A 26528-nucleotide genomic window follows, 5' to 3' on the forward strand; every position below is an offset into this window, starting at 1 on the left:
TAGCACGTCAACTCACCTCAGCGCAGTGTGACAGCGGCAGCTACCTGCTATTCTCATCTTGTGGCACACTGCCGCCTGTTTATTCGCTATTGCGCAGTTACTTAAGAGAACCCAACCTGATGAAATGGATTTACTCTGTTAGTCTCGCTGTCTCCCTCGCGATGCAACCGGCATTGGCTGAGGCAGTGCCAGGTAACCACCCGATGACCGAACAGGCGCGGGATGCCTTCGTCAACCAACTGCTAAAAAAAATGACGCTGGACGAGAAGATCGGCCAGCTGCGTTTGATCAGCGTCGGACCTGATAATCCCAAAGAAGCGATTCGCGACATGATTCAGAAGAGTCAGGTTGGCGCGATTTTTAACACTGTCACGCGTCAGGATATCCGCGCGATGCAGGATCAGGCGATGCAGCTCAGCCGTCTGAAGATCCCGCTGTTTTTTGCCTTTGATGTCATTCACGGTCAGCGCACCATTTTCCCGATTCCCCTAGCCCTGGCGGCCAGCTGGGATCTGGAGGCAGTAAAAGAGGTAGGGCGCGTCTCCGCCTATGAAGCGGCCGACGATGGTCTGAATATGACCTGGGCACCGATGGTCGATGTCAGCCGTGAACCGCGCTGGGGCCGGGGATCCGAAGGTTTCGGTGAGGATACGTACCTCACCAGCGAAATGGGTCGCAGCATGGTGCAGGCGATGCAGGGAAAAAGTGCCGCCGATCGCTACAGCGTGATGACCAGCGTTAAGCACTTCGCACTCTATGGCGCGGTCGAGGGTGGCCGGGATTACAACACCGTGGACATGAGCCCGCAGCGCATGTTCCAGGATTATCTGCCGCCTTATAAAGCGTCACTGGATGCGGGCAGCGGTGGGGTGATGGTAGCGCTAAACTCGATCAATGGCGTACCGGCTACGGCGGATAGCTGGCTGCTGAAAGATCTGCTGCGCGATAAGTGGAAATTCAAAGGCATCACCATCAGCGATCACGGCGCTATCAAAGAGTTGATCAAACATGGCGTCGCCAGCGATCCGCAGGAAGCGGTGCGCATCGCCCTGAAGTCGGGCGTTGATATGAGCATGAGCGACGAATATTACAGTAAATATCTGCCGGATCTGGTGAAGAGCGGCGACGTCAGCATGGCTGAAATTGATGATGCGGCACGCCACGTGCTCAACGTCAAATATGATATGGGTCTGTTTAACGATGCTTACAGCCATTTAGGTCCGAAAGAGAGCGACCCGCAGGACACCAATGCGGAAAGCCGTCTGCACCGGGCTGAAGCGCGCGATGTGGCGCGTAAGAGCATCGTGTTGCTGAAAAACCGGCTGGAAACGCTGCCACTCAAAAAATCGGGCACCATTGCCCTGATTGGCCCGCTGGCAGACAGTCAGCGTGACATTATGGGAAGCTGGTCAGCGGCGGGCGTGGCGAAGCAATCCATTTCGCTACTGCAGGGCATGCGCAATGCCACTGAAGGCAAAGCGACGCTGCTCTATGAGAAGGGCGCCAATGTCAGCGACAACAAGGGGATTCAGGCGTTCCTGAACCTCTACGAACCGGCGGTCTCGGTGGATGCGCGTTCGCCGCAACAGATGATTGACGATGCTGTCGCCAAAGCAAAGCAGGCAGATGTGGTGGTTGCCGCGGTGGGCGAAGCGCAGGGAATGGCGCATGAAGCCTCCAGCCGCAGCGACCTGGTGATCCCGCCAAGCCAGCAGACGTTATTAGCCGCGCTTAAAGCCACCGGTAAGCCGCTGGTGATTGTGCTGATGAACGGACGTCCATTGTCGATAGTGAATGAAGATCGCATAGCAGATGCCGTGCTGGAGACCTGGTTCAGCGGCACCGAAGGTGGCAATGCTATCGCTGATGTACTGTTCGGCGACTATAACCCGTCGGGCAAACTGCCGGTTTCCTTTCCGCGCTCAGTCGGTCAGATTCCGATCTATTACAACCATCTGCCAACCGGCCGGCCTTACAACTTTGCTAAGCCAAACAAATACACATCGCACTACTACGATGCGGTTAACGGCCCGCTCTATCCGTTTGGTTACGGCCTGAGCTACACCACTTTCACCGTATCGCCGGTAAAAATGTCCTCACCGACCATGCCACGCAACGGCAGCATCGAAGCCAGCGTCACGGTGACCAACAGCGGTCAGCGCGATGGCGCGACGGTGGTGCAGATGTACCTCAACGATCCGGTCGCTTCCATTAGCCGTCCGGTGCAGGAGCTGCGAGGCTTTAAACGCATCATGTTGAAAGCGGGCGAGTCGCAAACCGTGACCTTTAAAATCGACGTCGATGCATTGACGTTCTGGAACCAGCAGATGCAGCACGTTGCGGAGCCTGGTAAATTCAAGGTGATGATTGGACTCGATTCCGTTCGTACTGAGGATGCGCAGTTCAACTATTTATAACCGTCAGCCTTTCCCCTGAATGCAGGGGAAGGTGATGCGGCGCGTCGTTAGCGTCCTGCGACCACGCGCCGCATCATATCCACTATCAGAGCTGCCATGATTAATCTGCGTGATCGCATTCAGCAGCAGGTATTCCGCCTTAATGGCCTGTCGATGAATGAATTTGACCTTTCTCAACCGCCTGGCGATCCCGGTCTGTTTGGCCCGGACAGCGTGATCTGGCGCGTCCACGGTGACTTCACCTCCATGATGTGCGGCGGAATCAGCGCGCTGCTGTTGCAGATGCTGCATCCGGCTGCGCTGGCGGGCGTTTGGGATCACTCCAATTTCCGCGAAGATATGATGGGCCGCCTGCGTCGCACCAGTCAGTTTATCGCCGTGACCACCTACGGGAATCAGCAGGATGCACAGACGTTGATCGACCGGGTGAAACGCATTCATCTTAACGTCAGCGGCGTCGACAGCGCCGGTAAACCCTATGCCGCCAGCGATCCGCATCTGCTGACCTGGGTGCATGTGGCGGAGACCAGCCGTTTTCTGGCAGCACACCTGCGCTATAAAAATCCGCGGCTCGGCCGCGCCGAACAGGACCGCTACTATCAGGAAGCGGCGCAGATTGCCGAAGCGCTGGGGGCGGAGCGGGTGCCGAAAAGCGTCACTGACGTAGCGGACTATTTGCAACAGATGCGGACGGAGCTGCGCTTTGATCAACGTACTGCCGAAGTGACCCGATTGCTGATGAATGCCCCCGCACCAAGCTGGCAGGCAAAACCGGTAATGAAAGTGATGCTGAAGTCAGGGTTCGGGCTGATGCCCGCGTGGGCGCAGGCGATCTCCGGCCGTGAGATTGGCCGCTTTCAGCAGACGATGATTGACCAGAAGATTAATGCGATAGCGGTGGGTTTGCGGTGGTCGATTCAGCGCGGAGCCTTGTATCGGGCGAGGGTACGGATGGGAAGGGAGCCGGGCTGATGGGGCCGGTCATGGCCACTATCTCTGCAACTTCGGCGTTTTTTTGCGGTTGACAAACCCATTCCGGCAGTCGGACGGTGCAGGAAAATAAAAAGGGGGACGGTAGTCCATAAAGAGAGTACGCAACCACAGTAATTAAGAGCAGACGCTGGGGAGATGCTTTTGATGTGACAGTTAACGTATTGAAGCTCAATCAGGGCAGACCGATAGGTGTAAATGCCAGCGTCTGCTGTGTTCCGGCGGCAGCCAATAACATTAGCTCACGCATATTCAGAAGAACTCGCCCCCAGAGGGGAGTAGACCCGGATATCACTCCGAACAGGCTCTCCCGGTCCATCAAGGTAAATGCTGATACCCCTATTATGATTCTCTCTTTTGAGATAGACAGGTACCCCGGCGTGGACCGGGGAAAGGGCAGCTGTGGATTCAGGACAGCTTCTGGTCAAATAACCAGTCTCTGGCTGCGCTGATATAGAAAAATTTTCTCGCGGATGCCATGTGATCAACCTGTTTAAAGGTCAGAAACGTAATGTTACCGTTCTGCCGGAGGTAACCGTTGACCTGGTCTGTGAGTGCATGCTGGTTCCCCGTTGGGAAGATCAGCGTTGGATCAAGAAGTTCACCCGACCGCACGACTTTGCCGCCGGCTTTTTCCCAGACCGGAACGCATTTTTCGTTCCACGGGGTCGCTTTATTATCGTCAGATCCCGTAATGATAAGCAGCTTCTGGCTGGCAAGCGTGACGACATCTGCGGGTCGCTGCTGTCCCGCTATAATGAGTCCGCCGGCAAAAATGCCAGGATGCTTCGCCATTAGCCACAGCGAGGTCATTGCGCCCATTGACCAGCCGGTGCAGTACACCCGTTTAGGGTCGATTCGGAGCACCTTGTCACGGCGGTCTTCCAGGTTCGGGTTGCCGTAATTCCATGTGTTCTTCAACAGTGACTCGACGAGTCGGAAGGTATTTTCAACATCGCTGGTGTGCTCCCAGTAGTCATTCATGGTAGTGCGCTCATAACGTGGCGTGATGACAACGCACTCATGACGCGCCTGCTCCTCAGGCAGCCCCCAGATGCTGGCAATACACTGTTCGGTCAGCGTCTGACGGCAGGTGCCGTCATAGCTGGTTCCTGAGTGGGTTACGGCGAGCAGCAAGGGATAGGATTTATTTTCCCCGCCGGGCTTAAGAAAGGCGTCAGGCAGAAAAATACTGTATTCCAGCCAGGCTGAACGTGAATCGTCCCACCACCAGTGGTTCTGCTCCCAGCCATCCAGCCCACGCGTCACCACATTGTTTCCCCGCGTTTCCTGGTTGCTCCACACCGTCTTACTGGCTGGATAGTTTACGCCTGCTGAGGTTTTCACCGCCCGCAGCTGAACCAGCTCAACCCGATCACTGTCGGTGGTCGGAAGACTCAGGTCTTCGTCGCGCTGTAATTCAATGATCACGTATTTCCCCGTTACCGTTTTTTCAGAAGGCAGCATAGCCGGACGGGAATTGGTGTAGACGCGAAGGATTTCCCGTTTAATGGCGGCAGCCTGCGAAGCGTTTTTATCCAGCGTCTGAGGCATGCCGGGGAAGTAACCCTCTGTAGCAGGGATAACGCCTGCCCAGAAGCTGGTGGCAGTCAGAGTTAAGGGATCGATCGCGGTATCGTATTCGGCCGCGATGCCGTAAACCTTTTCTCCTCCCCCGGTTACTTCGGTGAGGGCAAAAATGCGCTGTAGGCCGGGGCCGCGGTTGGTTGGTGTTTGCGCGTCGTCAGATCCCGTCGCCGCTGCCATGAATCCGGTTCCAGTTGCGGCATGTGACTTCACCATTGCCCCGCTCATCAATGCGCCCGTGATAGCCGTACCCGCTGCCATGAAGCTCCGTCTGCTTATGTTTGCCATGCCGTTCTCCTCTGAATCTGTGATTGCCACGCGAATAAACACCTTCACGCGGATAGTTGTCCCGCTATACCGCCTGAACAGACCCGTCCATCAGGCATCATAGCGGGCCTGGAGGGCCGATCTGGCATTGAAGCCTTTTCATCGTATTTAAACTGAGCAACGATAACTCTTGCGGCGATTACTGCCGCCCGTTGGGTAGAAGATGAAAGGAGAGCTTCATAGGTGTAGCGATCATAGCTGGTTTTTTCGGGCAAATATTGTGCCGCACTGTCGGCCAGGGTGACGAGAAAAATGTGCTCAAAAGGAGAGGCGGCGCGAATCTTCGCGCCTGTAAAACGTCGCCACCCGGCCACTGCCCGATAAGCCGAACCCCAGCAAAACCCGTTTGCTGCCAGCGTGGCTTATCGCCCTGCCAATGCTCGTCAGGAATAAAAGGTTGCCAGCCTGACGGGTGCGGTTCAACCCGATGAGCGAATAATTTGCGCTTTACGCTGACGCCGATCGCTCCAGATGTTAAAAATTCCTGCCAGCGCCACTATCGCCGCACCGGTAATGGTCGATGGGCCGGGGAAGCTGTTAAGGAACAGCCATCCAATGACCATTGACCATACCAGCGTGGTGTAATCAAAAGGCGCTAATAACGAAGCATCAGCATAGCGCAGGCTCAGGGTGACCAGGATTTGTGCCATCCCGCCGAAGAAACCACAGCCGATGAGCAATAACAGCTGCTGCGGGGTCGGCATTGTCCAGCCAAACGCCAGCGTCGTCAGGCCAATCAGCATGGTCATGAGTGAAAAGTAGAAGACTATCGCGCCGGGTTGTTCAAGACCATTCAGAAAACGGATTTGCACCATAGAGGTCGCAGTGCACAATGCCGCAATCAGCGCAAAAATCGCGCCGAGTCCCGCGCCCGCGGCCACGCTATCGCCCGAGAAGAGCGCGCCGCTGGCGGCAAGGTTCGCGGAGAGCATCAGCAGGATGCCGGAAAAACCGACCAGCACTGCAGCCCAGCGCGATAAACGCACCTGCTCTTTTAATAGCAGCGCCGCCATAATCACCGTAAACAGCGGCGCGGCGTAGCTGATCGCGGTGGCGTCTGCCAGCGAGATATAGACCAGCGCCAGATAATTGAAATACATACCGCCAGTGCCGGAAAAACCGCGTATCAGGTGGCCGAAAATATTGCGTGTTTTCAGGCTGGCGAGAATATTGCCTTGCAGTTTTAACCAGATTAGCAGCGGAAGTAAGGCGACGAATGAGCGGAAGAAAATCACCTCACCGGCTGGGATCGTCCCGCCCAGCCCTTTGACACAGGCCAGCATCAGTGTTGCGCAGAGCGCCGACAGGATTTTCAGTAATACGCCAAGTCTGCCATTCATGGTTGTGCCTTTTATGCGGATCATTTTGCTGCTGTTAGTTTTCCCCAATCCGCACTGCGGGACGTCATATAAATTGCGTATCGCCCGACAGGGTTTCCCTCTTACTGGCTTTTCCGCAAAGCCGATATAGTCCAAAGCTCTCGTCACAGGTGAATAAACACGCTCGGGGAAAATGATAATGACATTGAAAAAAGGCGCTTACGTTGCACTGGCCCTGCCACTGATGCTGGCCGTTTCATCAGCAAAAGCTGACCTGCTGTCTGATATTAAAACGCGCGGCGAGCTGAAATGCGGAGTCTATTCCGATGTGCCGCCGTTCTCTTCACCGGACCCGCAAACCCGTCAGTTGGTGGGCATGGATGTGGATCTGTGTCATGCGTTGGGCAAGCAGATGGGGGTGAAAGTGGTCCTGATGCCGACGTCGGTAGAAGCGCGTATCGCGGTGATTGCCACCGGCCGTGCTGATGTCTTGATCGCCAACCTGGCCTATACCAAAACGCGGGGTAAGCAGATTCAGTTCAGCGATCCTTACTACGTGGCGAAAGAGATGCTGCTGGTGAAACAAGCCAACGGGAACAAGACGCTGGAAGAATTTAAAGGTAAACGTATCAGCGCGACTAAAGGCACCACCTCAGAACAGTCAATTCATCTTAAAGGCGGCAAAGCGGTAACGTTCCAGGACGCGGCGTCAGCATTCCTTGCGCTACAGCAGAACAAGGTGGTGGGATTTGTCACCAACACCATGACCGGCATCAAAATGATTTCGCAGGCGAGGAAAGATGGCATCGAGCTGGCGATGATTAAAGAGCCGATGGCGCTGGAGCCGATTGGCGTCGGAATGAAACGTGACGAACCGGCGTTGCTGGCCAGCGTCAATGCCAGCCTGAAAACGATGGATAATGAAGGTGTGATTGACCACATCTGGGAGACCTGGATTGGACCCAAAACCGAATACAAAATGGTGCGTGAAGAGCGTGTCCAGCCGCTTTCCAGCCTGAAATTCGAACCACTGGAATAACGGATGGTTGCTTTGGTGAGTGAACTGAGAAACCATGCTATCCCTGTTGCTACGGCAGAGGATGGAGAGAGCGTCACTCTCTCGACCATGGGCGGTCGCGCATGGCTGGTGGAAGCGCCGGGGGCATTTGATTTGCCTGCCCAGCGCCGTATCTGGTCACTGGCGCGGCTGCTGGCACAGCGTAATGATGTCGAGTCGCTCATTCCTGGCGTGACCAACCTGCTGGTGTTGTTCCGCACTATCCAGCCTGACAGTGAGGCGGTAGAAACCCAGTTGCGGGCTTACTGGCGTCAGGCGCAGGAAGTGCATCCGCAAGGGCGGCTGATTGAGATTCCGGTATGCTACGGGGGTGAACACGGCACTGATCTGGATGCGGTGTGCCGGCATAGTGGGTTTTCCGCGCGTGAGGTAATTCGGCGTCACTATCAGGGTGAGTACACCGTATTTGCACTCGGCAGCGCTCCTGGATTTGGATATCTGCATGGACTTGATCCTGCGGTGGCGACGCCGCGTAAGAAAATACCGTCACTCAACATGCTGAAAGGCACAGTCACTATTGGCGGTGCGCAGGCGGGGGTATCGGTGCTGACGGGTCCCAATGGGTGGAATGCTATCGGTTATGCCGAAATCGAAGTCTTCGACCCTTATGCGGAGAGCCCGGCTCTGCTGGCGCCAGGTGACACCATCCGTTTCCTGCCAGAGAGGATTGAGCTGTGATTGAGATTGAACGAAGCGGTGCGCTCAATACGGTGCAGGATTTGGGGCGTCCCGCCTGGCGACATCTGGGCGTGTCGGTAAGTGGAGCAATGGATACGCTGGCGCTGCGCGCCGGTAACCTGTTGGCAGGTAATGACGAAAATGCCGCCGCTATTGAAGTACAGATGTTTCCGTTTCGCGTGCGTTTCCTGCGTGATACCCGTATCGCATTGACAGGCGCGGACTGCCGGGCGCAACTGGATGGCGAAGCGCTGCCGCCGTGGTGGGGCTGCCAGGTGCGCAGCGGTCAGGTGCTGGAGCTGCATTATCCGCGTGTCGGCGCACGCGGTTATCTCTGTGTTGCGGGTGGGATTGATGTGCCGGAAGTGATGGGTTCACGTAGCACCGCGCTGCGCGGCAGTTTCGGTGGTTTCGGTGGTCGTCAGCTACAGCGCGGAGACCGGTTGCCGTTGGGGGAAGCCAGCGTGCTGGCATTACCGGCACATGGAATGGGCATCGCGCCGCCCCTGGTCGCGCTGGCATCGGTGTTTCCGTTCAACCGCGACGGGCATATCCAGTTGCGTGCTATCCCTTCCGGTGAATATCCGTTGTTCGCCGCCGACCATGACCGTTTCTGGCAACAGAGCTGGCAGGTGTCAATGCAAAGCAATCGTACTGGCTATCGTCTCGCTGGCGCGCCAATTCAGCCCTCTAAAGTGGTCGAAATGCGCTCCTATGGTTTGATTCCTGGCATTGTGCAGGTGCCCCCTGCCGGAGAGCCAATTATCCAGCTAAGCGACGCTAATACAGCAGGCGGTTACCCGAAAATCGCCTGCGTGATTGAAGACGATTTATGGCGCCTCGGCCAGTTGCAGCCGGGCCAGTCGCTGCAGTTGGTTCGCAGTGACGCGCGCGAGGCGCTGGCGATTAAGCAAGCAGTGGATGCGTGGCTGAACCGTGTGCGCTGCGATGTGCCATCGATGAGCAAGGTGGCGGGTCTCTGCTGATCTGAACAGGACAAGATGATGAAAATTGATGTTAATTCCGATATGGGTGAGGGCTTTGGCGTCTGGCAGGTTTGTGATGACGCTGCGCTGATGCAGGTGGTCTCTTCCGCCAATGTTGCCTGTGGTTTCCATGCCGGCGATCCGGCGATCATGACGCGCATGGTGCGGCTGGCGAAAGCACGCGGCGTGGGGATTGGCGCCCATCCGGGATTGCCGGATCGCCAGGGCTTTGGCCGCCGTGAGCTGCCGTTCAGCGCCGATGAGTTATGTCAGCAGGTGATCTACCAGCTTGGCGCGCTCAGCGCCATTGCCCGTGCCGAAGGCACACAGGTGGCGCATGTCAGTTTTCACGCTGCGATGGGCAATATTATTAACCGTGATGAAGCGCTGGCAGCGCAGGTGATGCTGGCGATTGCACGCATCGATCCGGCGCTTATTATCTTTGCCCAGCCGGACACTATTATCGAGCGGGCGGCGCAGAATGCTGGCCTGCCAACGCTGACACTGTTCCTTGCCGACCGTGCTTATGGCGCGAAAGGGGGATTGATACCGCGTGGCACGCCGGGGGCGGTGATCACAGAGGAGAGTACCATACGTGCGCGCGTGCGCCAGTTTATGCTGCATGGGACGGTGACAACTCTCGACGGTCATCAACTGCCAGTGCGAGCGCGCTCAATTCTGATCCACAGCGATACGCCCGGTTCGGTTGAACTGGCGACGATTGTGCGCAGTGAAATAGAAGCAAATGGCGGTAGCGTCTGTCCGGCGGCGGCAGTACTGGCCGGATAATACAGGCAACCGCAAAAAAAGCGGCGCAGGCGCCGCTTTTTTTATAATGCCAGGTGGGCCGCCATTCAATGACAACGGGCGCAAAACGCCGCAATTCGATCGCACCCCGTCTGCAGCCGTTCCATACTGGTCGCATAGGAGAGGCGGAAATAGGGACTCATACCGTAAGCCGCACCCTGTACCGTCACGACATGCTGCTCTTCAATCAGCGCCATCACAAAGTCCGCGTCATTACTGATGACACGGCCACCGGCGGTGGTTTTGCCAATAAACGCCGCGATATTGACGAACAGATAAAACGCTCCCTGCGGACGATGACAGCTCACGCCCTCCACCGCATTCAGCCGCGCCAGCACATAGTCGCGTCGCTGGCGGTAAATCTCCGCCCTCTCCTGTAATAGCGTCTGTGGCCCATCAAGCACTGCAACAGCGGCAGCCTGCGTCAGGGTAGTCACGCCGCCGCTGTTCTGTGTATTCACATTACTCATTGCTTTGATCAGCGGCAATGGGCCGCCGCAAAAACCCAGCCGCCAGCCGGTCATTGAATAGGCTTTCGATACGCCATTCACCGTCAGAACGCGGTCATACAGTCGCGGTTCTACCTGGGCAATGGTCAGGAAGGTAACGCCATCATAGATCAGGTGCTCATAGATATCGTCGGACAGGATCCAGACGTCCGGATGGTCCAGCATTACATCAGCAATCGCCTGCAGTTCAGTGCGGCTGGCGACAGAACCGGTTGGGTTGCTCGGGTAGTTCAGCAACAGCCATTTAGTACGGGCGGTAATGGCCGCCTGCAGATCAGCCGGTAGCGGTTTAAAGCCGTTCTCTTCGTGGCAGGGTACCGGCACTGGCGTACCTCCGGCGAATTTTACGATATCAGCATAGCTAATCCATGATGGCGTCGGGATGACCACTTCATCACCCGGATTGATAGTGGCCAGCATAGCGTTGAAGATAATCTGTTTCGCGCCGCCCGCACTGAGGATTTGGCTGACATCATATTGCAGCCCGTTATCGCGCATAAACTTACGCTGAATTGCTGCGCGTAACGCTGGGGTGCCGTCGGTTGGCGGATAACGCGTATCACCCGCACGCGCTGCGGCGTATGCCGCTTCCGTGGCATGTTCAGGCGTGGGGAAATCAGGCTCGCCGGTCGACAGTCCCACGACATCAATACCCTGCGCGGCAAGATCGCGCGCTTTTTGCGTCATGGCTACGGAGGCGGAAACGGCAACATTTTTTAAGCGATTGGCTATCTCAGGCATAAGCAGGTTTTCCTGTAGCGTGGAAAAAGAATGAGGATGCCCGGAAAGGATAGGGTTTGGCCGACGGCAGCAGTTAATAGAGGTTTGTTTTGATGCTATAACGCAAAACGATGACTGGCCCGGTTCGCGCACTGCATTGGTGCAGGCTGCGACCTGTGCGCGCAGGGGGAAGGGCACGGCGGGACGGATTGCTGATAAGTTTGTCATTGCAGGCGGCATTGCCGTTATGGCATCAACTTTGCTTATTACTCCTCATCAGCCACGTTGTGAGGTCCTGTCCATGAATTTGCGTCGCCTGAAGTACTTTATCAAAATTGTCGATGTCGGCAGTCTGACGCAAGCCGCCGATATTTTGCATATCGCTCAGCCTGCGCTCAGCCAGCAACTGGCTACCCTGGAAGGTGAAGTGAACCAGCAACTGCTGATCCGTACCAAGCGTGGCGTCACGCCGACCGAGGCAGGTAAAATCCTTTACACTCATGCGCAGGCGATTATGCGTCAGTGTGACCAGGCGCAAAACGCGATTGATCGCTCAGACGCGGCGCTTTGTGGCCATGTCTCTGTCGGGCTGGCACCGGGTACTGCCGCCCAGCAACTGGCGCTGCCGCTGCTGGCGGAAGTGCAGCGGCAGCATCCGGGTATTGTGCTCTATTTCAATGAGAATTTCGGTACTACGCTCAGCGAACTGATTATGAACGGGCGGATGGATATGGCGGTGATCTACGATAACCGTAATATCCATGGCCTGCGTTTTATCCCACTGATGAAAGAAGACCTCTGTTTTGTCTGTCCGCAGAGTATTGCCCAGCCGGTGAAACAGATCTCACTGGCGGAGGTGGCGCGCCATGATCTCTTTCTGCCGCGCATTTACAACATTATGCGTAAGGTGGTGGATGACGCCTTTGTGCATAAAGGGCTGAGCTACCGGGTGACGTGCGAGATTGAATCACAAACCACGCTGAATGCAGCGCTGGCGGCGGGCATGGGCTGTACCATTATGCCGGAGTCGGCGGCACATGCGATGCTAAAAGCCTCCGATGCGTGGATGGCGAAAATTGTCGAACCTGATCTGCAGGCCTCACTGTCGTTCTGTATGTCCGACCATCTGCCGCTGTCAGAGCCAGCGGAAGCGGTGAAGGCGATCCTGCTGTCGCTGATGGCGCGTCGTACCGTCGACAACCGCCCGCTGACGCTGGTTGGATGACAATAAGCCACGCTTATTACCGCAAAGCGAAACCCTCTTACTGGCTGAGAGGGACAACGCGCTAGAGTGCAACGCATACATGACAGGCGCAGCTACCTGTAAGCAGCGTTAATGACGATATGCACCTGCGGCGGAACCAATATGGAAAAACAATCAATAGCCTTCCCTGAATTACGTCAGGTGGCGCGCAAAATGCGTGCCGCCGGTCTGAACAGCATTGAATTAAAGGGTAAAAACTGGTCGGCGAATATGAAATTCGAGGCCGCGCGCTCATCGGCCGACGCAGCGCAGCCCGCGACTGCCGCGCTGACATCACATACCGCCAAACCCGCCCCTACTCCCATTTTTGCGCCGATGCCGGGCAAAATCCTGCTGCAACATCCATTCAGTGGCGTGACTTACGCTCAGCCGGGCCAGCAGGTAAAACAGGATGATTTACTGGCGCTGGTCCAGATCGGTTCCCTTTATCTGCCGGTTAACAGCCCGGCAGACGGCATGCTGGTAGCGATCTCCGTAACGCAGAATCAACGGGTGGAGTATGGCAGTGAAGTCGCGCTGATTAGCGCTGCAGAGGCCGTTTAAGTAAGGTTATAAGACCCCCTTATCGCCTCACATCTTTTATGTCTTATACCTGACAGGCATTACTGAATAGAGTCAAAAACAGAGAGATTCACACCGCGGTGATGGACGCCGTAGTGCTAACAGGAGAGGCAGAATGCCATTTTCAGATTATAAAGTTGCGCTGGTGACCGGCGCCTCAGCCGGGATGGGCGCAGCGATCGTTGAACGTCTGTGTCAGGAAGGTATTACCGTTCATGCAGTGGCGCGGCGGAAAGAGCAACTGGCGGCGCTGGCGGATCGTACGGGTTGTGTTCCGCACGCCGTCGACGTGGCCGATCTTGCGGCTCTGACGGAACTTTGCCGCGATCTTCAGGTGGACATTCTGATAAATAACGCCGGCGTATCGCACCCAGGCTCGATCCTGGATGCTGATGAGAATGTGGTGGAAACGCAGGTAGATGTAAATCTGCGCGCCGTGCTGCACCTTTGCCGCCTGCTGGTGCCGGGCATGGTGGCACGCGACTGTGGTCACGTGATTAACATCACCTCCATCGCTGCCATCTACAACTTTGGCGGCAACTCGGTTTATCACGCCACCAAAGCAGGTGTGCATGCGTTAACCCGCCAGCTGCGCGTCGACTGCTACGGCAAGCGGGTGCGCATTACGGAAATCTGTCCGGGGCGTGTAGCAACCGATATTTTCGGCAACGTTTCCGGCGATCACGACGAGGCGCGCCGCCAGTTCATTGATGGTTTTGAACTGCCGCAGGCGAAAGATATTGCTGACTGTGTCGCCTTTGCCGTTTCGGCGCCGATTGCCGTCAATATCGGCAACATCGAAATTACCCCGACTCTGCAGGTGCCTGGTGGGCTCTCTACCATGCGTCCGGGCGAGAGCAAGACCTGAACCATCGGCGAAGAGGAAACATCATGGCACTCGATTTTAGCAGCGTGGTAACCGGCCATTTCGGTCAGATGATCGTCGATGGGGCTGCGGTCACCCTGCAACTGGCATTGGGTGCCTGGCTGCTCGCCATGTTTATCGCCTTGTTGCTGGTGGTGATACGCCTGACGGCTTACCGGCCAGCAGTGTGGGTAGTCAAAGCGTACGTCTCCTATCACCGCAATGTGCCGACGCTGATTCAGTTAATGATGTGGTATTTCGCCATTCCGACGCTGTTGCCGGAGTCGCTGCAGATGTGGATTAACGATTTCAACGCGGAGTTCCTGTTTGCCATGTTCGCGCTTGGCCTGTGTCAGGCGGCGTACTTCTCTGAGGATATCCGCAGTGGACTGCGCGCCATCCCGGATGGACAAAACGAAGCGGCCCGAGCGCTGGGCATGAGCTATGTGCGCGCGATGGGATCGGTAATTCTGCCGCAGGGCATCCGCAACGCCCTGCCATTGATGGTTAACCATACTGTGCTGCTATTTAAAAACACCAGCCTCGCGATGGTGATCGGCGTGACTGAGCTGACCTACGTGACGCGTGATATTGAAAACCAGACGTTCCGTACCTTCGAGGCTTATCTGGTCGGAACGGTTGGCTATCTGGCGTTCTCCCTGGTGTTGATGGGCGCAGGCGCATTGCTGGCGCGACATTTCCAGCGCGCCTACGCGAGGTAATCACGATGTTCGATATTTTCACAATAATGCACGATAACGGCATGCTGTTCCTGATGGGCCAGTATCCGAACGGCCCGCTGGGCGGCATCCTCTGTACGCTACTGATTTCGGTTCTGGCCGTCGTATTTGCCTTTCCAATCGGGGTGTTACTGGGGCTGGCGCGGCTGTCGCCCTGGCGCTGGCTCAGCTGGCCAGCAGCCTGCTGGGTTTATCTGCTGCGGGGTATACCGTTGATGATGGTCGTGTTCTGGACCTACTTCTGCGTGCCGCTGCTGATTGGTCATAACATCAGCGGCTTCTCCACTATGCTATGCACGCTGGTGGTTTATGAAAGCGCTTACATCGCCGAGATTGTGCGGGGCGGTATTCAGGCGTTGCCACAAGGACAATATGAAGCATCTCGCGCGCTTGGAATGGGCCACATTAAAGCGTTGCGTTTAGTGATCCTGCCGCAGGCGCTGTACAACAGCCTGCCGAGTCTGGTCAGTCAGTTGGTATCGATTATCAAGGACAGTACCCTGGGTTATGTCATTAATGTGCCGGAACTGACCTATGCAGCCAACCAGGTGAGTAACCAACTGCTGACCAAACCGTTCGAAGTATTCACTATTGTCGCGCTGAGCTACTACATCATCTGCTTTAGCCTGACCTGGCTTGCGGACAAACTGGAGCAGCACATTGCCAGTAAACGGCGTAATGCGCGATCGGATGCTGAAACCCTGGATGCGCCGCTGGTGCTGACAAAACACAATCTCAATAAGGAGCCATCATGAGACCTATGATTCTCTTCAATCAGGTCAACAAGTGGTATGGCGAGTACCAGGCGCTGACCAATCTGAGCGCAGAAGTTAAAACCGGTGAAGTGGTGGTGGTATGTGGCCCTTCAGGCTCGGGTAAATCGACGCTAATCCGCACCGTGAATCGTCTGGAGCCAATAGAGCAGGGACAGATTCTGTTTGATGGCATGGATATTCATGGCAGCAGTGCTCGCCTTAACCCATTGCGCACTCGCATTGGATTTGTGTTCCAGAATTTCAACCTGTTTCCGCATGTCTCGGTACTCGACAACATTATGCTGTCACCCGTCAAGGTACTGGGTGTGAAGCGGTCGCAGGCGCGCCAGCATGCCGGGGAGTTGCTGGAGCGTGTTGGTTTATCGCATAAAGCCAATGCTTATCCGGCGCAACTCTCTGGCGGTCAGCAACAGCGTGTGGCGATTGCCCGTGCGCTGGCGATGAAGCCGCCGGTAATGCTGTTTGATGAGCCGACCTCGGCGCTTGATCCGGAGATGGTGGGGGAGGTGCTGAATGTGATGCGGGGTCTGGCGCAGGAAGGGATGACGATGATATGTGTGACGCACGAGATGAACTTTGCGCGCGAAGTGGCAGATATCATCTGGTTTATGGATCAGGGGCAGATTCTTGAGAAAGCATCGCCAGAGAATTTCTTCAGAAGGCCACAACATGCACGTGCGCAGCGTTTTCTAAGCGATTTACACATCCGTAATATATAAGGGATGTAGTGGCATACGATTAATACGCCATTTTCTGCTCTCCGGGTTCACCAGGGTAAAAGCTGACCCTGACCCACAATCCTGTTCCATCCAGAAACAGAATACCGGCCTGATAAACACCTCCCTGGGCGGAGGGGGGTGCCGATTAAAAGTCATGCTTAACCGAAGAGCAGACTCTCTTTGCCTTAAAGCAGCCCGACCTGGGGACGTCCGTGCCGGGTGTCTGCCTGAGGCTGGGTATTTCCGATGTCAGGTTGTACGCCTGGCGTAAGAAATATGGCGGCATTTCGCCTTCAGAACTGAGGCACATGCAGTAACGGGAAGAGGACGATCGGCGGCTGAAAAGCGGGTGGCGGCTCAGCCCCGATAAAGCGATGCGACAGGACGTGCTCACTCCACTTTGAGACTATTACCCTTGTCTCAAAGTGCGGCAGCCAGGATCCTGCTCTATTCTCGGGGAAAATGGATTCCTCCAGGCTTTGTCGAGGCACTATGACGTACAAATCCCTGATTGCTGACGTCCACAATCAGCAGCGCACCCTGACCGCCATTGTCGAACAGGACGCGCGCACCGCCTATTTTTACATCTGGCCAACCGACCTGTTCCGCAGTCAGTATGCGGTACGTGGCTGCTGGCTACGAAACCTGCTGCCCGCACCGGCGCAGGAAGATCGCGAGGCGATGGAGCAGGGTATTGCGCCGCTGCTCAGCGCTGAGTATTGCCGTAACCTGGAAGCGGAGTCTGCGCTGGACCCCGCCGGTCTGCAGATCCTGTGGGAGCCCAGCGATGATGGCGCGGCGCTGTGGTATTACGGCCAGTTGCTGGCGGTCATCCCCGGCTGGAGTCTCTATCAGGAGAAGCAGGTGAGCTTTTCCGCAGGCTGCATCAAAAAAAACCGGCTCACGGCCCCGCTGGGGTCGGCATCGACCAATGACTACTATGCCCGTGCGGAGCATCAGCGTCAGTTCTGGCGCGAATGGCACGACGGCAGTGAATGGGACAAGGTCCAGCAGGATTTGATGGCTTGCTATCAGGCGCGCTTTGGTGAGTCGGTAAAATATTACGCGATTGATCAGGGCAGCTGGCCGCCGATGGCGATTTCACAGCACTGGCATCAGGGCATCTGGTATTTCCTGACGATCGGCATGAGCATCCGGCCTATGCCGCAGGTCGATTATCTGTTTGATGAACTGGCACCGCAGTATCGCCGTATTGAACTGGGGATGGCGGTTGACGGCGAAGTGATGACCGAAGGCAACGCGGTGCAGATGGCCAGCGCGCTGGCGGAGTTCGTGCATCTGCCGTGGGCGCGGCTGACCTGGCTGGGCGAAGGCCACACGCTGGCGTCGGAAGTCGCACCGGTCGGCTTTGAAAGCTTCCTGCTGGCGAATGAACTGGCAACCGAACAGGCGCAGTGTAAATTGCCGAAACGCGATGGCGATCGCCCGACTCTGCTCTGGACTACGCCGATTACGGAAGCGGAACGGCAGTTCGCTCAGGCAGATGAACATGGTGGTCAGAAGTTACGGGAATTGTTAACGGCGGATGGCAATAATCACATCTTTCGTCCGCGCCAGCAGGTCGTCAGTTCAGCAGAGTAGCCCAGTCATGACGCGGCTGCTTGCCCATTCCCCGGCGCCCGTCGGGGAGGTGATAGTTTCAATTTGAAATTAAATTTTTACAAAAATCAAACATTTCTTAAATATGTGATCCCGCTCATCTCAAGTTCCTCTGTGCCGCGCCGTTAAACCGGATCAGGCAATCGCGCCGCACCAGGTTCAGGGGAACAACGATGTTTAAAACAACACAATCCCGCTTTACTGCAACAATGCTCGCGTTCTTTGTTGCGCTCTTACTCGTTACAGTCTGGGTTATCAATCAGTTTGTCGCGCCGCAGCTGGTTGACAGCGAAAGCCGCCTGGTTCGCTATCAGGTCGATTCGCTGGCCGCCGGCATCGTTGAACAGATGAACCGCGTTCAGGCCCAGCAACGTGCCATTACCGAAGCCGCATCTGTGATGGACAGCGCCACCATCGACACCCTGTTACCCGCGCTGGTAAACCAGTATCAGGACAGCAACGTCTTTGGCGGCGGTATCTGGCCCCTGCCAAATCTTCGTGACCCTGCCAAAGAGAAAGACAGCAGCTTCTTTGCCCGTAATGCCAGCAATGAACTGCAGGTCAACACCTACTGGAACGCCGACGCCGCCGACAAATATTGGGAGCAACCCTGGTACAAAGATGGTCTGGCTGCCGCCAAAGGCCAGTGTGCCTGGGCAAAAGCTTACCAGGATGCCGCCAGTCCGCAGCCACGTACTAACTGTGCTATGGCCATTTACCGCAATGGCACCGCCTGGGGTGTCGCCACTATCGACGTGACTCTGGGGTTCTTTAACCAGCTGGCGAAGCAGATGGGTGAAACCATTCATGGCAACGTGCTAATCGTCGAAGCCGACGGCAAAGTGGTGGGCAATGGTGCGCTGGTGAAAGCCGCGCCGAAGCTGGAGAACCTGGCTGACGTGCAGATGCCGATGGCAGCACCGCTGAAAGCGCTGCTGAACGGCGTTGGCAGCCAGCCGCTGGAAACCACCTTTGACAGCAGTGAAGGCGAGCAGACGCTGTTCGTGCAGGCCATTCCCGGCAGTCCGTGGTATCTCGCCAGCAGCCTGCCGACCAGCCTGCTGAAAGCGCAGTCGCACAACATGCTGACCCGCCTGGGTCTGGTGCAGATCCCACTGGCAGTGATCCTGCTGCTGGTGTCGCTGGGCTTTGTCCGCGCCATGATGAAACGTCTTGGCGTGCTGAACAGCAACATTGAAGCACTGTCGACTGGTGGCGCAGATCTGACCCAGCGTCTGCCAGCCAGCAACAGCCCGGAGTTCAACGCGGTCGCACAGAGCTTTAACCAGTTCATCAGCTATCTGCAGGGGCTGCTGCAGCAGGTGGGTGACAGCGCGCTGGCGATCACCGCCGCGTCGCGGGAAATTGCCAGCGGCAACGCTAATCTCTCCTCCCGTACTGAAGATCAAGCCAGCTCGATTGTAGAAACGGCCGCGTCAATGGAGCAGCTGACCGGCACTGTACGTCAGAACGCCGACAATGCGACTCACGCCAACCAGTTGGCGGGCGATGCCTCACAGGTGGCCGCGCGCGGCACCGAAGTGGTTCGTCAGGTGGTCACCACCATGGGTGAGATTCATCACTCGTCACGTAAAGTGGTGGATATCATCAGCGTGATCGACAGCATCGCCTTCCAGACGAATATCCTGGCGCTCAACGCCGCGGTAGAAGCCGCACGGGCCGGTGAACAGGGTCGCGGTTTTGCGGTAGTGGCATCGGAAGTGCGCAACCTGGCGCAACGTTCCGCCAATTCGGCGCGTGAGATTAAAAAGTTAATCGAAGAGTCAGTGGCGAACATCGATACCGGCAGCGCGCTGGTGGAGCAGGCGGGTCAGACTATGGATGAGTTGATGAAGGGCGTGAGCAGTGTGACAACCCTGATGAACGAAATCATGTCAGCCAGCCGCGAGCAGAGTATGGGCATTGAACAGGTTAACGTTGCGATTACCCAGCTGGATGGCACCACCCAGCAGAACGCCGTTCTGGTGGAGCAGGTTTCCGCTGCCGCGCAGGCAATGGAATCGCAGAGCACCCAGCTTGAGCGGGTGGTGCAGAGTTTCCGACTGTAATTCCTCTCCAGGCCAGCCTTGCTGGCCTGATTTTCTTACGGCTTCATCCGCTTATCTCCCCCTGCCCGCTGGCAAAAAATCCTCGTTGAGCCGCCTAAACTGCTCATTCTGTGCCAGAATAGTTGGGAATAATCTCAAGGAAACGCCATGTCTGTTATTGAAGTTATCCTCGTTGACCACCTCGATCGTCCCACCGGCAGGATGGAAAAGCTGGAAGTGCATGAAAAAGGATTACTGCACCGTGCGGTGACGGTCTACGTCTTCAATTCCCGGCAGGAGCTGTTACTGCAACGGCGTGCCAGCGATAAATATCATTGTGGTGGCTTGTGGAGTAATACCTGCTGTGGTCATCCTTATCCCCATGAATCAACCCGCGACGCCGCCGAGCGCCGCCTGCGTGAAGAGATGGGGATGGTGGTGTCGCTGACGCCGGTATTTGAGCTGAGCTACAACCTGAAGTTGAGCAACGGTCTGACCGAGCACGAATACGGTCACGTCTTCTTTGCCGTCTGTGACAGCCTGCCGCAGCTTAATCCGCAGGAAGCGGATGCTTTTGATTATCGCCCGATGGCGCTGATTGAGCAGCAGATGCAGCAACAGCCACAGCTATTCACGCCGTGGTTTTTGCACACTTTCCCGCGCATCCCGGACTATCTGGAGCAGTTTCCTTTCCCGGCCGTCACGGCATAAAAAACCGCACTAAGGTGCGGTTTGCTGTCGTGCAGGCTCAGGGAGCAGATCTCCTTCGCAAAGACGCCAAAGATGCCCTCCGTGGCATACTCAGCGCGGGGGATTACGCTCCTCGTCCCTGAGGTGCGCCCGTAGCCGGGCCAACGCGTTGCGTTGTTCAAAAACGCTCCCGGCGTTTTTGTCCATGGCCCGCGCTGCTTTGCTGCGGACGTATGCTCCTGGCGCTTTAAGTCTGGCCGTCGTCATCACCGCACATTGAGAGCGTTGCCCTGATTATCGCGGCAGCTCAAAATCTTCCGCATCCACATCATAACCTGACGGTTCCCAGCGGATCGCCAGCAGCGCCAGCAGGCCCGCCAGCGGGGCCAGGAAGATCACCCAGAAAACCCCGGTGCCCAGTGCCGCAACCAGCACCGGAAACAGAAACAGCGAAACGGTCGAACTGCCGCGCATCAGCGTCTGGTTGAAGCCGACGCCCACGCCGCGCAGCGAAGTGGGGTAGCTCAGCGACGCAAAGGTCATGGTGTGAGAACCCGGCCCGAAGCCCTGACCAAACAGGAACAGCGCCAGCATGCCGATCGCCAGCGCGGCTTCCTGACCGCCTTCCGGACGACCAATCAGCGCCAGCCCGAGCAGCGCCACACACTGACAGGCATAACCCGCCACCGACATCTTCCACGCACCCAGACGCGGCACCAGTCGCACCGCCAGAATCCCGCCGACAAAGGCGAACAGCAGATTCAGCGCCAGCGACACCAGAATGGTGGTGAGCATCGACTGGGCAAAGAAGCTGGAGATGATTACCGGCAGACCAAAGGCCACTGCGTTATAAGCAAACGATGAGGCGATAGAGGTGATGGTCGCCAGCAGGGTGCGACGGCGATAGACGCCCTGCAACAGCGCGCCATAGTTTCGCCAGCTCGCTTTACGCACCGGTGTGGCAGGCGTCAGCGCGGCATCAGATGCCACCTGGGCATTGATACTCCACGCACTGCGTAATATCGCCGCCGCCCCTTTCAGGTCACCCTGATTTGCCGCCCACACCGGCGATTCACTCATGTAACGGCTGCGAATGGCAATGATGATGACTGCCGGTACAGCACCAAAACCAAGGATCAGCCGCCAGAGCCAGTCGGTGTGGCTTTCGGGTAAGACGGCATAGAGCAGTAGCACCAGCACATAGGAGATGCTGATTGCCGCGTACCAGGTGGGACACCACATCGCCACGCTGGCCGCTTTATTCCCTTTGCCGCGCAGCTTTGAAAACTCCGCCAGAAACGCCATCGCCACTGGCAGATCGATCCCGACGCCCAGTCCCATCACAAAGCGCGCACCCGCCAGCACGTACTCATTGGGGGCAAACGCACAGGCGATAGCCGCCACTACGAAAAAGAACATATCGGCCATAAAGACCCGATAACGGCCAATTTTATCCGTGAGATAGCCGCCGATCAGCGCGCCGATAATGGCCCCAAACGTAATGGCTGAGGCGACCATACCGGTGCCGGCCGGGGTGAGATTAAATTCGCGCGTGATGTCTTTAATGCCAAACGCCAGCGCACCCAGGTCGTAGGCGTCGAGGAACACGCCTCCCAGCGCAATGGCCACCACAATGCGGGCATTGTTACGGGCGCTGTCGCCGCTGTTCACTAATCGTGAAACGTCTGCTGCGCTGCGAATCCACTGCGTTTCGCCCCCAGGCGAACGCCCTGCTGTTGCCACATGGGCGGATGAGGTCAGGTCGGACATGATGTTGTGCGTCTTTTATTATAAAAACAGGTTTCTGAGAATAGCCGTTTAGACGCCCAGACGTAAATTCATTTCAGTTATAGAAAATAACTTTATAATCTCAAATCGTTATCCGTTTTCGACAAAGTCGACAGCATCACCGCTACGCCAGGCTACGCTTTTAAAGCAGATCATTTCCGCTGCACGCCTTGCCAGCATTCCACTCAGCGGCAGGAGAGCAGCCTGCACCCTCAGGCGCACGACGCCTTGCAAGTCATGACGCAATAACGAAATGCAAAAAAACACACTGCGATAAGGAAAAAGCCATGGTCAGAATTCGGGGTTGGATGGGGGTCAGCGCGTTGCTGCTCAGCATGGGGATGGCACAGGCGGCGGATCCGGTGCGGGTCGGTTCAAAAATTGATACCGAAGGATCACTGCTGGGCAATGTGATCCTTCAGGTGCTGGAAAAGCACGGGGTAGAAACCGTCAATAAAATTCAGCTCGGCACGACGCAGGTGGTGCGCGGTGCCATCACGGCGGGCGAACTCGATATCTACCCGGAATACACGGGTAACGGCGCCTTTTTCTTTAATGATGAAAAAGACAGCGCCTGGAAGAATGCCGCCGAAGGCTACGCGAGGGTGAAGAAACTCGACGCAGAGAAAAACCATCTGGTGTGGCTGACACCGGCGCCGGCCAACAACACCTGGACCATTGCCGTGCGTAAAGAGCTGGCCGTGAAGAACCAGCTCACCTCGCTGGCCGACCTCAGCGCCTTTCTGAAAAAAGGCGGCACCTTCAAACTGGCCGCCTCAGCCGAATTTATCGAACGCAGCGATGCCTTACCCGCCTTTGAAAAAGCCTATGGTTTTGACCTCAAGCAGGATCAGCTGCTGTCGCTGGCGGGTGGCGATACCGCTGTTACCCTCAGCGCGGCGGCACAGCAGACGTCCGGCGTGAACGCGGCAATGGCTTACGGCACTGACGGCCCGGTGGCGGCACTGGGTCTGCAGACGCTCAGCGATCCCAAAGGCGTTCAGCCGATTTACGCGCCGACGCCGGTGATCCGGGAGTCGGTGCTGAAAGCGCATCCACAGATTGCAGAGTGGCTGAAACCGGTGTTCAGCGCGCTCGACGAAAAGACGCTGCAACAGCTCAACGCCAAAATCGCCGTGGAGGGGCAGGATGCCAGCAGCGTAGCGACCGAGTGGCTGCAGCAGAAAAAGCTGCTGTAACCGATGCAGATATCGCGGGAGGCGATACGCCGTCCGGCTCAGCAGCCGGTGGCATTGCTACTGCTGACGCTGCTGAGCCTGGCGCTGGTTGCATTGCCGTTTCTCAACGTCGCGCCTAACCGACTGGTGGCAGGTGAACCGCTGATGGGCTGGCAGATAAACCGCTTCGGGCTGTTGCTGCTGCCGCTGGTGGCGCTGTGGCTGCTGCTGTGGCGTCAGCCCGGGCGCGTCACGCTGATGGTGGCGCTGCTGGCGGCGGAACTGATGCTCGCCGCGATCATCTGGTTGAGCGGTCATCAGGCGACGTTACTCAGCCAGCAAGGCAGTCGTCTGGCGCGTACCAGCTTTGCCAGCGGCCTGTGGTGCAGCGGTGCGCTGATCCTGCTGCTGATCACCGATCAGGTGCGGCAGCTGACCCCGCATCGGCTGGCACAGCTGTTGCTCAATCTGCAGGTCTGGCTGCTGCCGCTGCTGCTGCTGTTCAGTGGTCAGCTCAGCGATCTCTCTCTGCTAAAAGAGTATGCCAACCGCCACGCGGTATTTGATGCGGCGCTGAGCCGTCATCTCAGCCTGCTGGCCGGTACGGTTCTGCCTGCGTTGATTATTGCGCTGCCGCTGGGCGTCACCCTGTTCCGGCGGCCTGGCTGGCAGGGAAGCGTGTTTGGCGTGCTGAATGTCATTCAGACGGTGCCGTCGGTGGCGCTGTTTGGTCTGCTGATTGCGCCGCTGGCCGGACTGGCTCAGCATTTTCCGTGGCTGGGTGACTGGGGCATTAGCGGCATTGGTATGGCACCGGCACTGATCGCGCTGGTGCTTTACGCGCTGTTGCCATTGGTGCGCAATGTGGTGGTCGGGCTGCAACAGGTGCCGCCCGAGGTGCGCGAAAGCGCGCGCGGCGTGGGCATGAGCGGCTGGCAGCAGTTTGTCGCGGTGGATGTGCCGCTGGCGTTGCCGGTCTGGCTGGCTGGCCTGCGGGTGGTGGTGGTGCAGACACTGGGCATGGCGGTGGTCGCGGCGCTGATTGGCGCAGGTGGTTTTGGCACGCTTATTTTCCAGGGGCTGTTAAGCAATGCGCTGGATTTGGTGTTACTGGGCGTAATCCCGGTGATTGCGCTGGCGGTGGTCATCGATGCGCTGTTCCGCCTGCTGATTTCACTGCTGGAGAGAAAAGATGATTGAGTTTGACGGCGTTTCCCGCGCATTTAACGGCAAAGCGGCGGTGAAAGATCTGTCGCTGCACGTGGCAAAAGGGGAGTTCTGCGTGCTGCTCGGCACCTCCGGCTCCGGCAAATCCACCACCCTGAAGATGATCAACCGGCTGGTGGAGTTTGATAGCGGTGAGATCCGCTTTGCCGGGGAGTCGATTCGCCAGCTCAATGCCCGTATGCTGCGGCGACGTATGGGCTATGCCATTCAGTCAATTGGCCTGTTCCCGCACTGGACAGTGCGAAAGAATATCGCCACGGTGCCGGCCCTGCTAGGCTGGCCTGGATCAGAGGTCAATGAACGCATCACGGCGCTGCTGGCGCTGTTGAATCTCGACGCGCAGCTGCTGAATCGCTATCCGCATCAGCTTTCGGGCGGGCAGCAGCAGCGGGTAGGTGTGGCGCGGGCGCTGGCAGCGGACCCGGAGGTGTTGCTGATGGATGAGCCGTTCGGCGCGCTCGACCCGGTAACACGCGGCGTATTGCAGCAGGAGATGCTGCGTATTCATCGTCTGTCGGGCCGCACTATCGTGCTGGTGACCCATGACATTGACGAAGCGCTGACGCTGGCGGACCGTATCGTGCTGATGGATAACGGTGAGATTGTTCAGCAGGGCAGGCCGGTGGCGCTGCTGACTCAGCCGAAAAATGAATTTGTGCGCGACTTCTTTGGTCGCAGTGAAATGGGGGTACGGCTGCTGTCGCTGGAGCAGGTCGGTGATGCCGTGCGGCGCGGCGAGTGGCTGTCAGGTGAACCGATCGCTGCCGCACTGACGCTGCGCGACGCCCTGTCGCAGTTTATCGCGCGGCGCACGGATAAACTGCCCGTCATCGACGATCAGCAGCAGCCGCTGGGCGTGCTCCATTTTGGCGACCTGCTGCAACTGCGCGAGGCATTAACATGCGCAGGCTAAGGGATCCGCTGCTGTGGCTGGTGCTGCTTTACGGCGCGCTGCTGACTCTGATGCCTTACAGCGGGCCGCTGTTTCATCGCTGGTTTCCGGACCTGGCGCGGCCACTTTATCAGCAGGAGAGCTTCTGGCAGCTGACGCTGGCGCATCTGTTTCTGGTGATGACCGCCAGCCTGCTGGCAATTGTTATCGGCATCGGCAGTGGCGTGCTGGTGACGCGGCGAACGGGCCGTGCTTTCCGGCCGTTGATAGAAACCCTCGTGGCGGCGGGGCAAACTATTCCGCCGGTAGCAGTGCTGGCCATTGCGGTGCCGGTGATGGGCTTTGGGGCGTGGCCCGCAGTCGTGGCGCTGCTGCTCTACGGGTTACTGCCGATTTTACAGGGTACGCTGGCGGGGATTGATAGCGTACCAGCCAGCAGTCGGGAGATCGCCATCGGGGTCGGCATGAGTGGCTGGCAACGGCTGTGGCAGATTGAGCTGGCGCTGGCCGCGCCGGTGATCATCGCCGGGATACGCACGTCGGTAATCATTAACATCGGCACCGCGGCTATCGCCTCGACGGTCGGCGCAAAAAGTCTGGGATCGCCGGTAATTATCGGCTTAAGCGGCTTTAATACAGCCTATGTGATTCAGGGAGCATTACTGGTGGCGCTGCTGGCGATAGTCAGTGACCGCCTGTTTGAGCGCCTGCAGCGCTGGCTTAGCGTGAATGAACGATGAGG

23 protein-coding genes and 1 pseudogene are annotated in these 26528 nt (G+C 57.2%); 20 read left to right on the plus strand and 4 right to left on the minus strand.

Annotated features, from left to right (window positions below; all coding sequences use genetic code 11):
- The first annotated feature begins 119 nt into the window (after positions 1-119).
- Both bglX and WFO64_RS01980 read left to right on the plus strand, forming a co-directional pair.
- The gene (gene bglX, locus WFO64_RS01975) at positions 120-2417 is read left to right on the plus strand and encodes a beta-glucosidase BglX (protein ID WP_337008479.1); all 2298 of its coding nucleotides are present in this window, start codon (positions 120-122) and stop codon (positions 2415-2417) included.
- Positions 2418-2513: 96 nt separating this feature from the next.
- Positions 2514-3389 carry an oxygenase MpaB family protein gene (locus tag WFO64_RS01980; protein ID WP_337008480.1) on the plus strand — a complete coding sequence of 292 codons (876 nt, stop codon included), beginning with the start codon at positions 2514-2516 and terminating at the stop codon, positions 3387-3389.
- Positions 3390-3815: 426 nt separating this feature from the next.
- Here WFO64_RS01980 and WFO64_RS01985 read toward each other — a convergent pair whose 3' ends face one another.
- Both WFO64_RS01985 and WFO64_RS01990 read right to left on the minus strand, forming a co-directional pair.
- Entirely contained in the window at positions 3816-5282 is a 1467-nt protein-coding gene (locus WFO64_RS01985) for a prolyl oligopeptidase family serine peptidase (protein WP_337008481.1), read from the minus strand.
- Between the two features lie 458 nt (positions 5283-5740).
- Positions 5741-6661, minus strand: coding sequence for a DMT family transporter (locus tag WFO64_RS01990; protein ID WP_337008482.1), 921 nt, complete (start codon positions 6659-6661; stop codon positions 5741-5743).
- Positions 6662-6839: 178 nt separating this feature from the next.
- On the opposite strand from WFO64_RS01990, the gene WFO64_RS01995 reads away from it, so the two are divergent.
- The 4 genes from WFO64_RS01995 (at position 6840) to WFO64_RS02010 (ending at position 10171) form a co-directional block, all read left to right on the plus strand.
- Positions 6840-7679 carry a transporter substrate-binding domain-containing protein gene (locus WFO64_RS01995; RefSeq protein ID WP_337008483.1) on the plus strand — a complete coding sequence of 280 codons (840 nt, stop codon included), beginning with the start codon at positions 6840-6842 and terminating at the stop codon, positions 7677-7679.
- Positions 7680-7766: 87 nt separating this feature from the next.
- Positions 7767-8396, plus strand: a complete 630-nt coding sequence (gene pxpB, locus WFO64_RS02000) for a 5-oxoprolinase subunit PxpB (protein ID WP_337009471.1) — start codon at positions 7767-7769, stop codon at positions 8394-8396.
- Positions 8393-9382, plus strand: a complete 990-nt coding sequence (locus WFO64_RS02005) for a biotin-dependent carboxyltransferase family protein (protein WP_337008484.1) — start codon at positions 8393-8395, stop codon at positions 9380-9382. Before pxpB ends, WFO64_RS02005 begins: the two co-directional genes overlap by 4 nt.
- Before the next feature lie 18 nt (positions 9383-9400).
- The gene (locus WFO64_RS02010) at positions 9401-10171 is read left to right on the plus strand and encodes a 5-oxoprolinase subunit PxpA (protein ID WP_337009473.1); all 771 of its coding nucleotides are present in this window, start codon (positions 9401-9403) and stop codon (positions 10169-10171) included.
- Positions 10172-10236: 65 nt separating this feature from the next.
- Here WFO64_RS02010 and WFO64_RS02015 read toward each other — a convergent pair whose 3' ends face one another.
- Entirely contained in the window at positions 10237-11439 is a 1203-nt protein-coding gene (locus WFO64_RS02015; RefSeq protein WP_337008485.1) for a pyridoxal phosphate-dependent aminotransferase, read from the minus strand.
- Between the two features lie 280 nt (positions 11440-11719).
- Here WFO64_RS02015 and nac point away from each other — a divergent pair, with 280 nt between their 5' ends.
- From nac to idi, 10 genes and pseudogenes are all read left to right on the plus strand, one after another.
- On the plus strand, positions 11720-12643 hold the full coding sequence (gene nac, locus WFO64_RS02020; protein WP_337008486.1) for a nitrogen assimilation transcriptional regulator NAC: 924 nt from the start codon (positions 11720-11722) through the stop codon (positions 12641-12643).
- Between the two features lie 141 nt (positions 12644-12784).
- Positions 12785-13225: an acetyl-CoA carboxylase biotin carboxyl carrier protein subunit gene (locus tag WFO64_RS02025; protein WP_337008487.1), complete on the plus strand. Its 441-nt coding sequence runs from the start codon at positions 12785-12787 to the stop codon at positions 13223-13225.
- A gap of 133 nt (positions 13226-13358) precedes the next feature.
- Entirely contained in the window at positions 13359-14111 is a 753-nt protein-coding gene (locus WFO64_RS02030; RefSeq protein WP_337008488.1) for an SDR family oxidoreductase, read from the plus strand.
- Positions 14112-14134: 23 nt separating this feature from the next.
- Positions 14135-14830: an amino acid ABC transporter permease gene (locus WFO64_RS02035; protein WP_337008489.1), complete on the plus strand. Its 696-nt coding sequence runs from the start codon at positions 14135-14137 to the stop codon at positions 14828-14830.
- Between the two features lie 5 nt (positions 14831-14835).
- Positions 14836-15603: an amino acid ABC transporter permease gene (locus WFO64_RS02040; protein ID WP_337008490.1), complete on the plus strand. Its 768-nt coding sequence runs from the start codon at positions 14836-14838 to the stop codon at positions 15601-15603.
- Positions 15600-16343: an amino acid ABC transporter ATP-binding protein gene (locus tag WFO64_RS02045; protein WP_337008491.1), complete on the plus strand. Its 744-nt coding sequence runs from the start codon at positions 15600-15602 to the stop codon at positions 16341-16343. Before WFO64_RS02040 ends, WFO64_RS02045 begins: the two co-directional genes overlap by 4 nt.
- A gap of 173 nt (positions 16344-16516) precedes the next feature.
- A pseudogene (locus WFO64_RS22500) lies at positions 16517-16660 on the plus strand (transposase); the annotation flags it as partial.
- 175 nt (positions 16661-16835) lie between these two features.
- Positions 16836-17945 carry a suppressor of fused domain protein gene (locus WFO64_RS02050; RefSeq protein WP_337008492.1) on the plus strand — a complete coding sequence of 370 codons (1110 nt, stop codon included), beginning with the start codon at positions 16836-16838 and terminating at the stop codon, positions 17943-17945.
- 191 nt (positions 17946-18136) lie between these two features.
- Complete coding sequence (locus tag WFO64_RS02055) at positions 18137-20032, plus strand: methyl-accepting chemotaxis protein (protein WP_337008493.1); 1896 nt, start codon at positions 18137-18139, stop codon at positions 20030-20032.
- Positions 20033-20179: 147 nt separating this feature from the next.
- Entirely contained in the window at positions 20180-20722 is a 543-nt protein-coding gene (gene idi / locus WFO64_RS02060) for an isopentenyl-diphosphate Delta-isomerase (protein ID WP_337008494.1), read from the plus strand.
- 273 nt (positions 20723-20995) lie between these two features.
- On the opposite strand, the gene WFO64_RS02065 is transcribed toward idi, so the two are convergent.
- Entirely contained in the window at positions 20996-22471 is a 1476-nt protein-coding gene (locus WFO64_RS02065) for an MFS transporter (protein ID WP_337008495.1), read from the minus strand.
- Positions 22472-22776: 305 nt separating this feature from the next.
- Here WFO64_RS02065 and osmF point away from each other — a divergent pair, with 305 nt between their 5' ends.
- Genes osmF through WFO64_RS02085 form a run of 4 tightly spaced genes read left to right on the plus strand, consistent with a single transcriptional unit; the run spans position 22777 to position 26526 of the window.
- Positions 22777-23688, plus strand: a complete 912-nt coding sequence (gene osmF, locus WFO64_RS02070; protein WP_337008496.1) for a glycine betaine ABC transporter substrate-binding protein OsmF — start codon at positions 22777-22779, stop codon at positions 23686-23688.
- Between the two features lie 3 nt (positions 23689-23691).
- The gene (locus WFO64_RS02075) at positions 23692-24867 is read left to right on the plus strand and encodes an ABC transporter permease (RefSeq protein ID WP_337008497.1); all 1176 of its coding nucleotides are present in this window, start codon (positions 23692-23694) and stop codon (positions 24865-24867) included.
- Positions 24860-25807, plus strand: a complete 948-nt coding sequence (locus tag WFO64_RS02080; RefSeq protein WP_337008498.1) for an ABC transporter ATP-binding protein — start codon at positions 24860-24862, stop codon at positions 25805-25807. Before WFO64_RS02075 ends, WFO64_RS02080 begins: the two co-directional genes overlap by 8 nt.
- Positions 25795-26526, plus strand: coding sequence for an ABC transporter permease (locus WFO64_RS02085; protein ID WP_337008499.1), 732 nt, complete (start codon positions 25795-25797; stop codon positions 26524-26526). Before WFO64_RS02080 ends, WFO64_RS02085 begins: the two co-directional genes overlap by 13 nt.
- Positions 26527-26528 lie beyond the last annotated feature (2 nt).

Origin of the sequence: Pantoea sp. AS142, from assembly GCF_037152305.1 — a bacterium.
GTDB lineage: Bacteria > Pseudomonadota > Gammaproteobacteria > Enterobacterales > Enterobacteriaceae > Pantoea.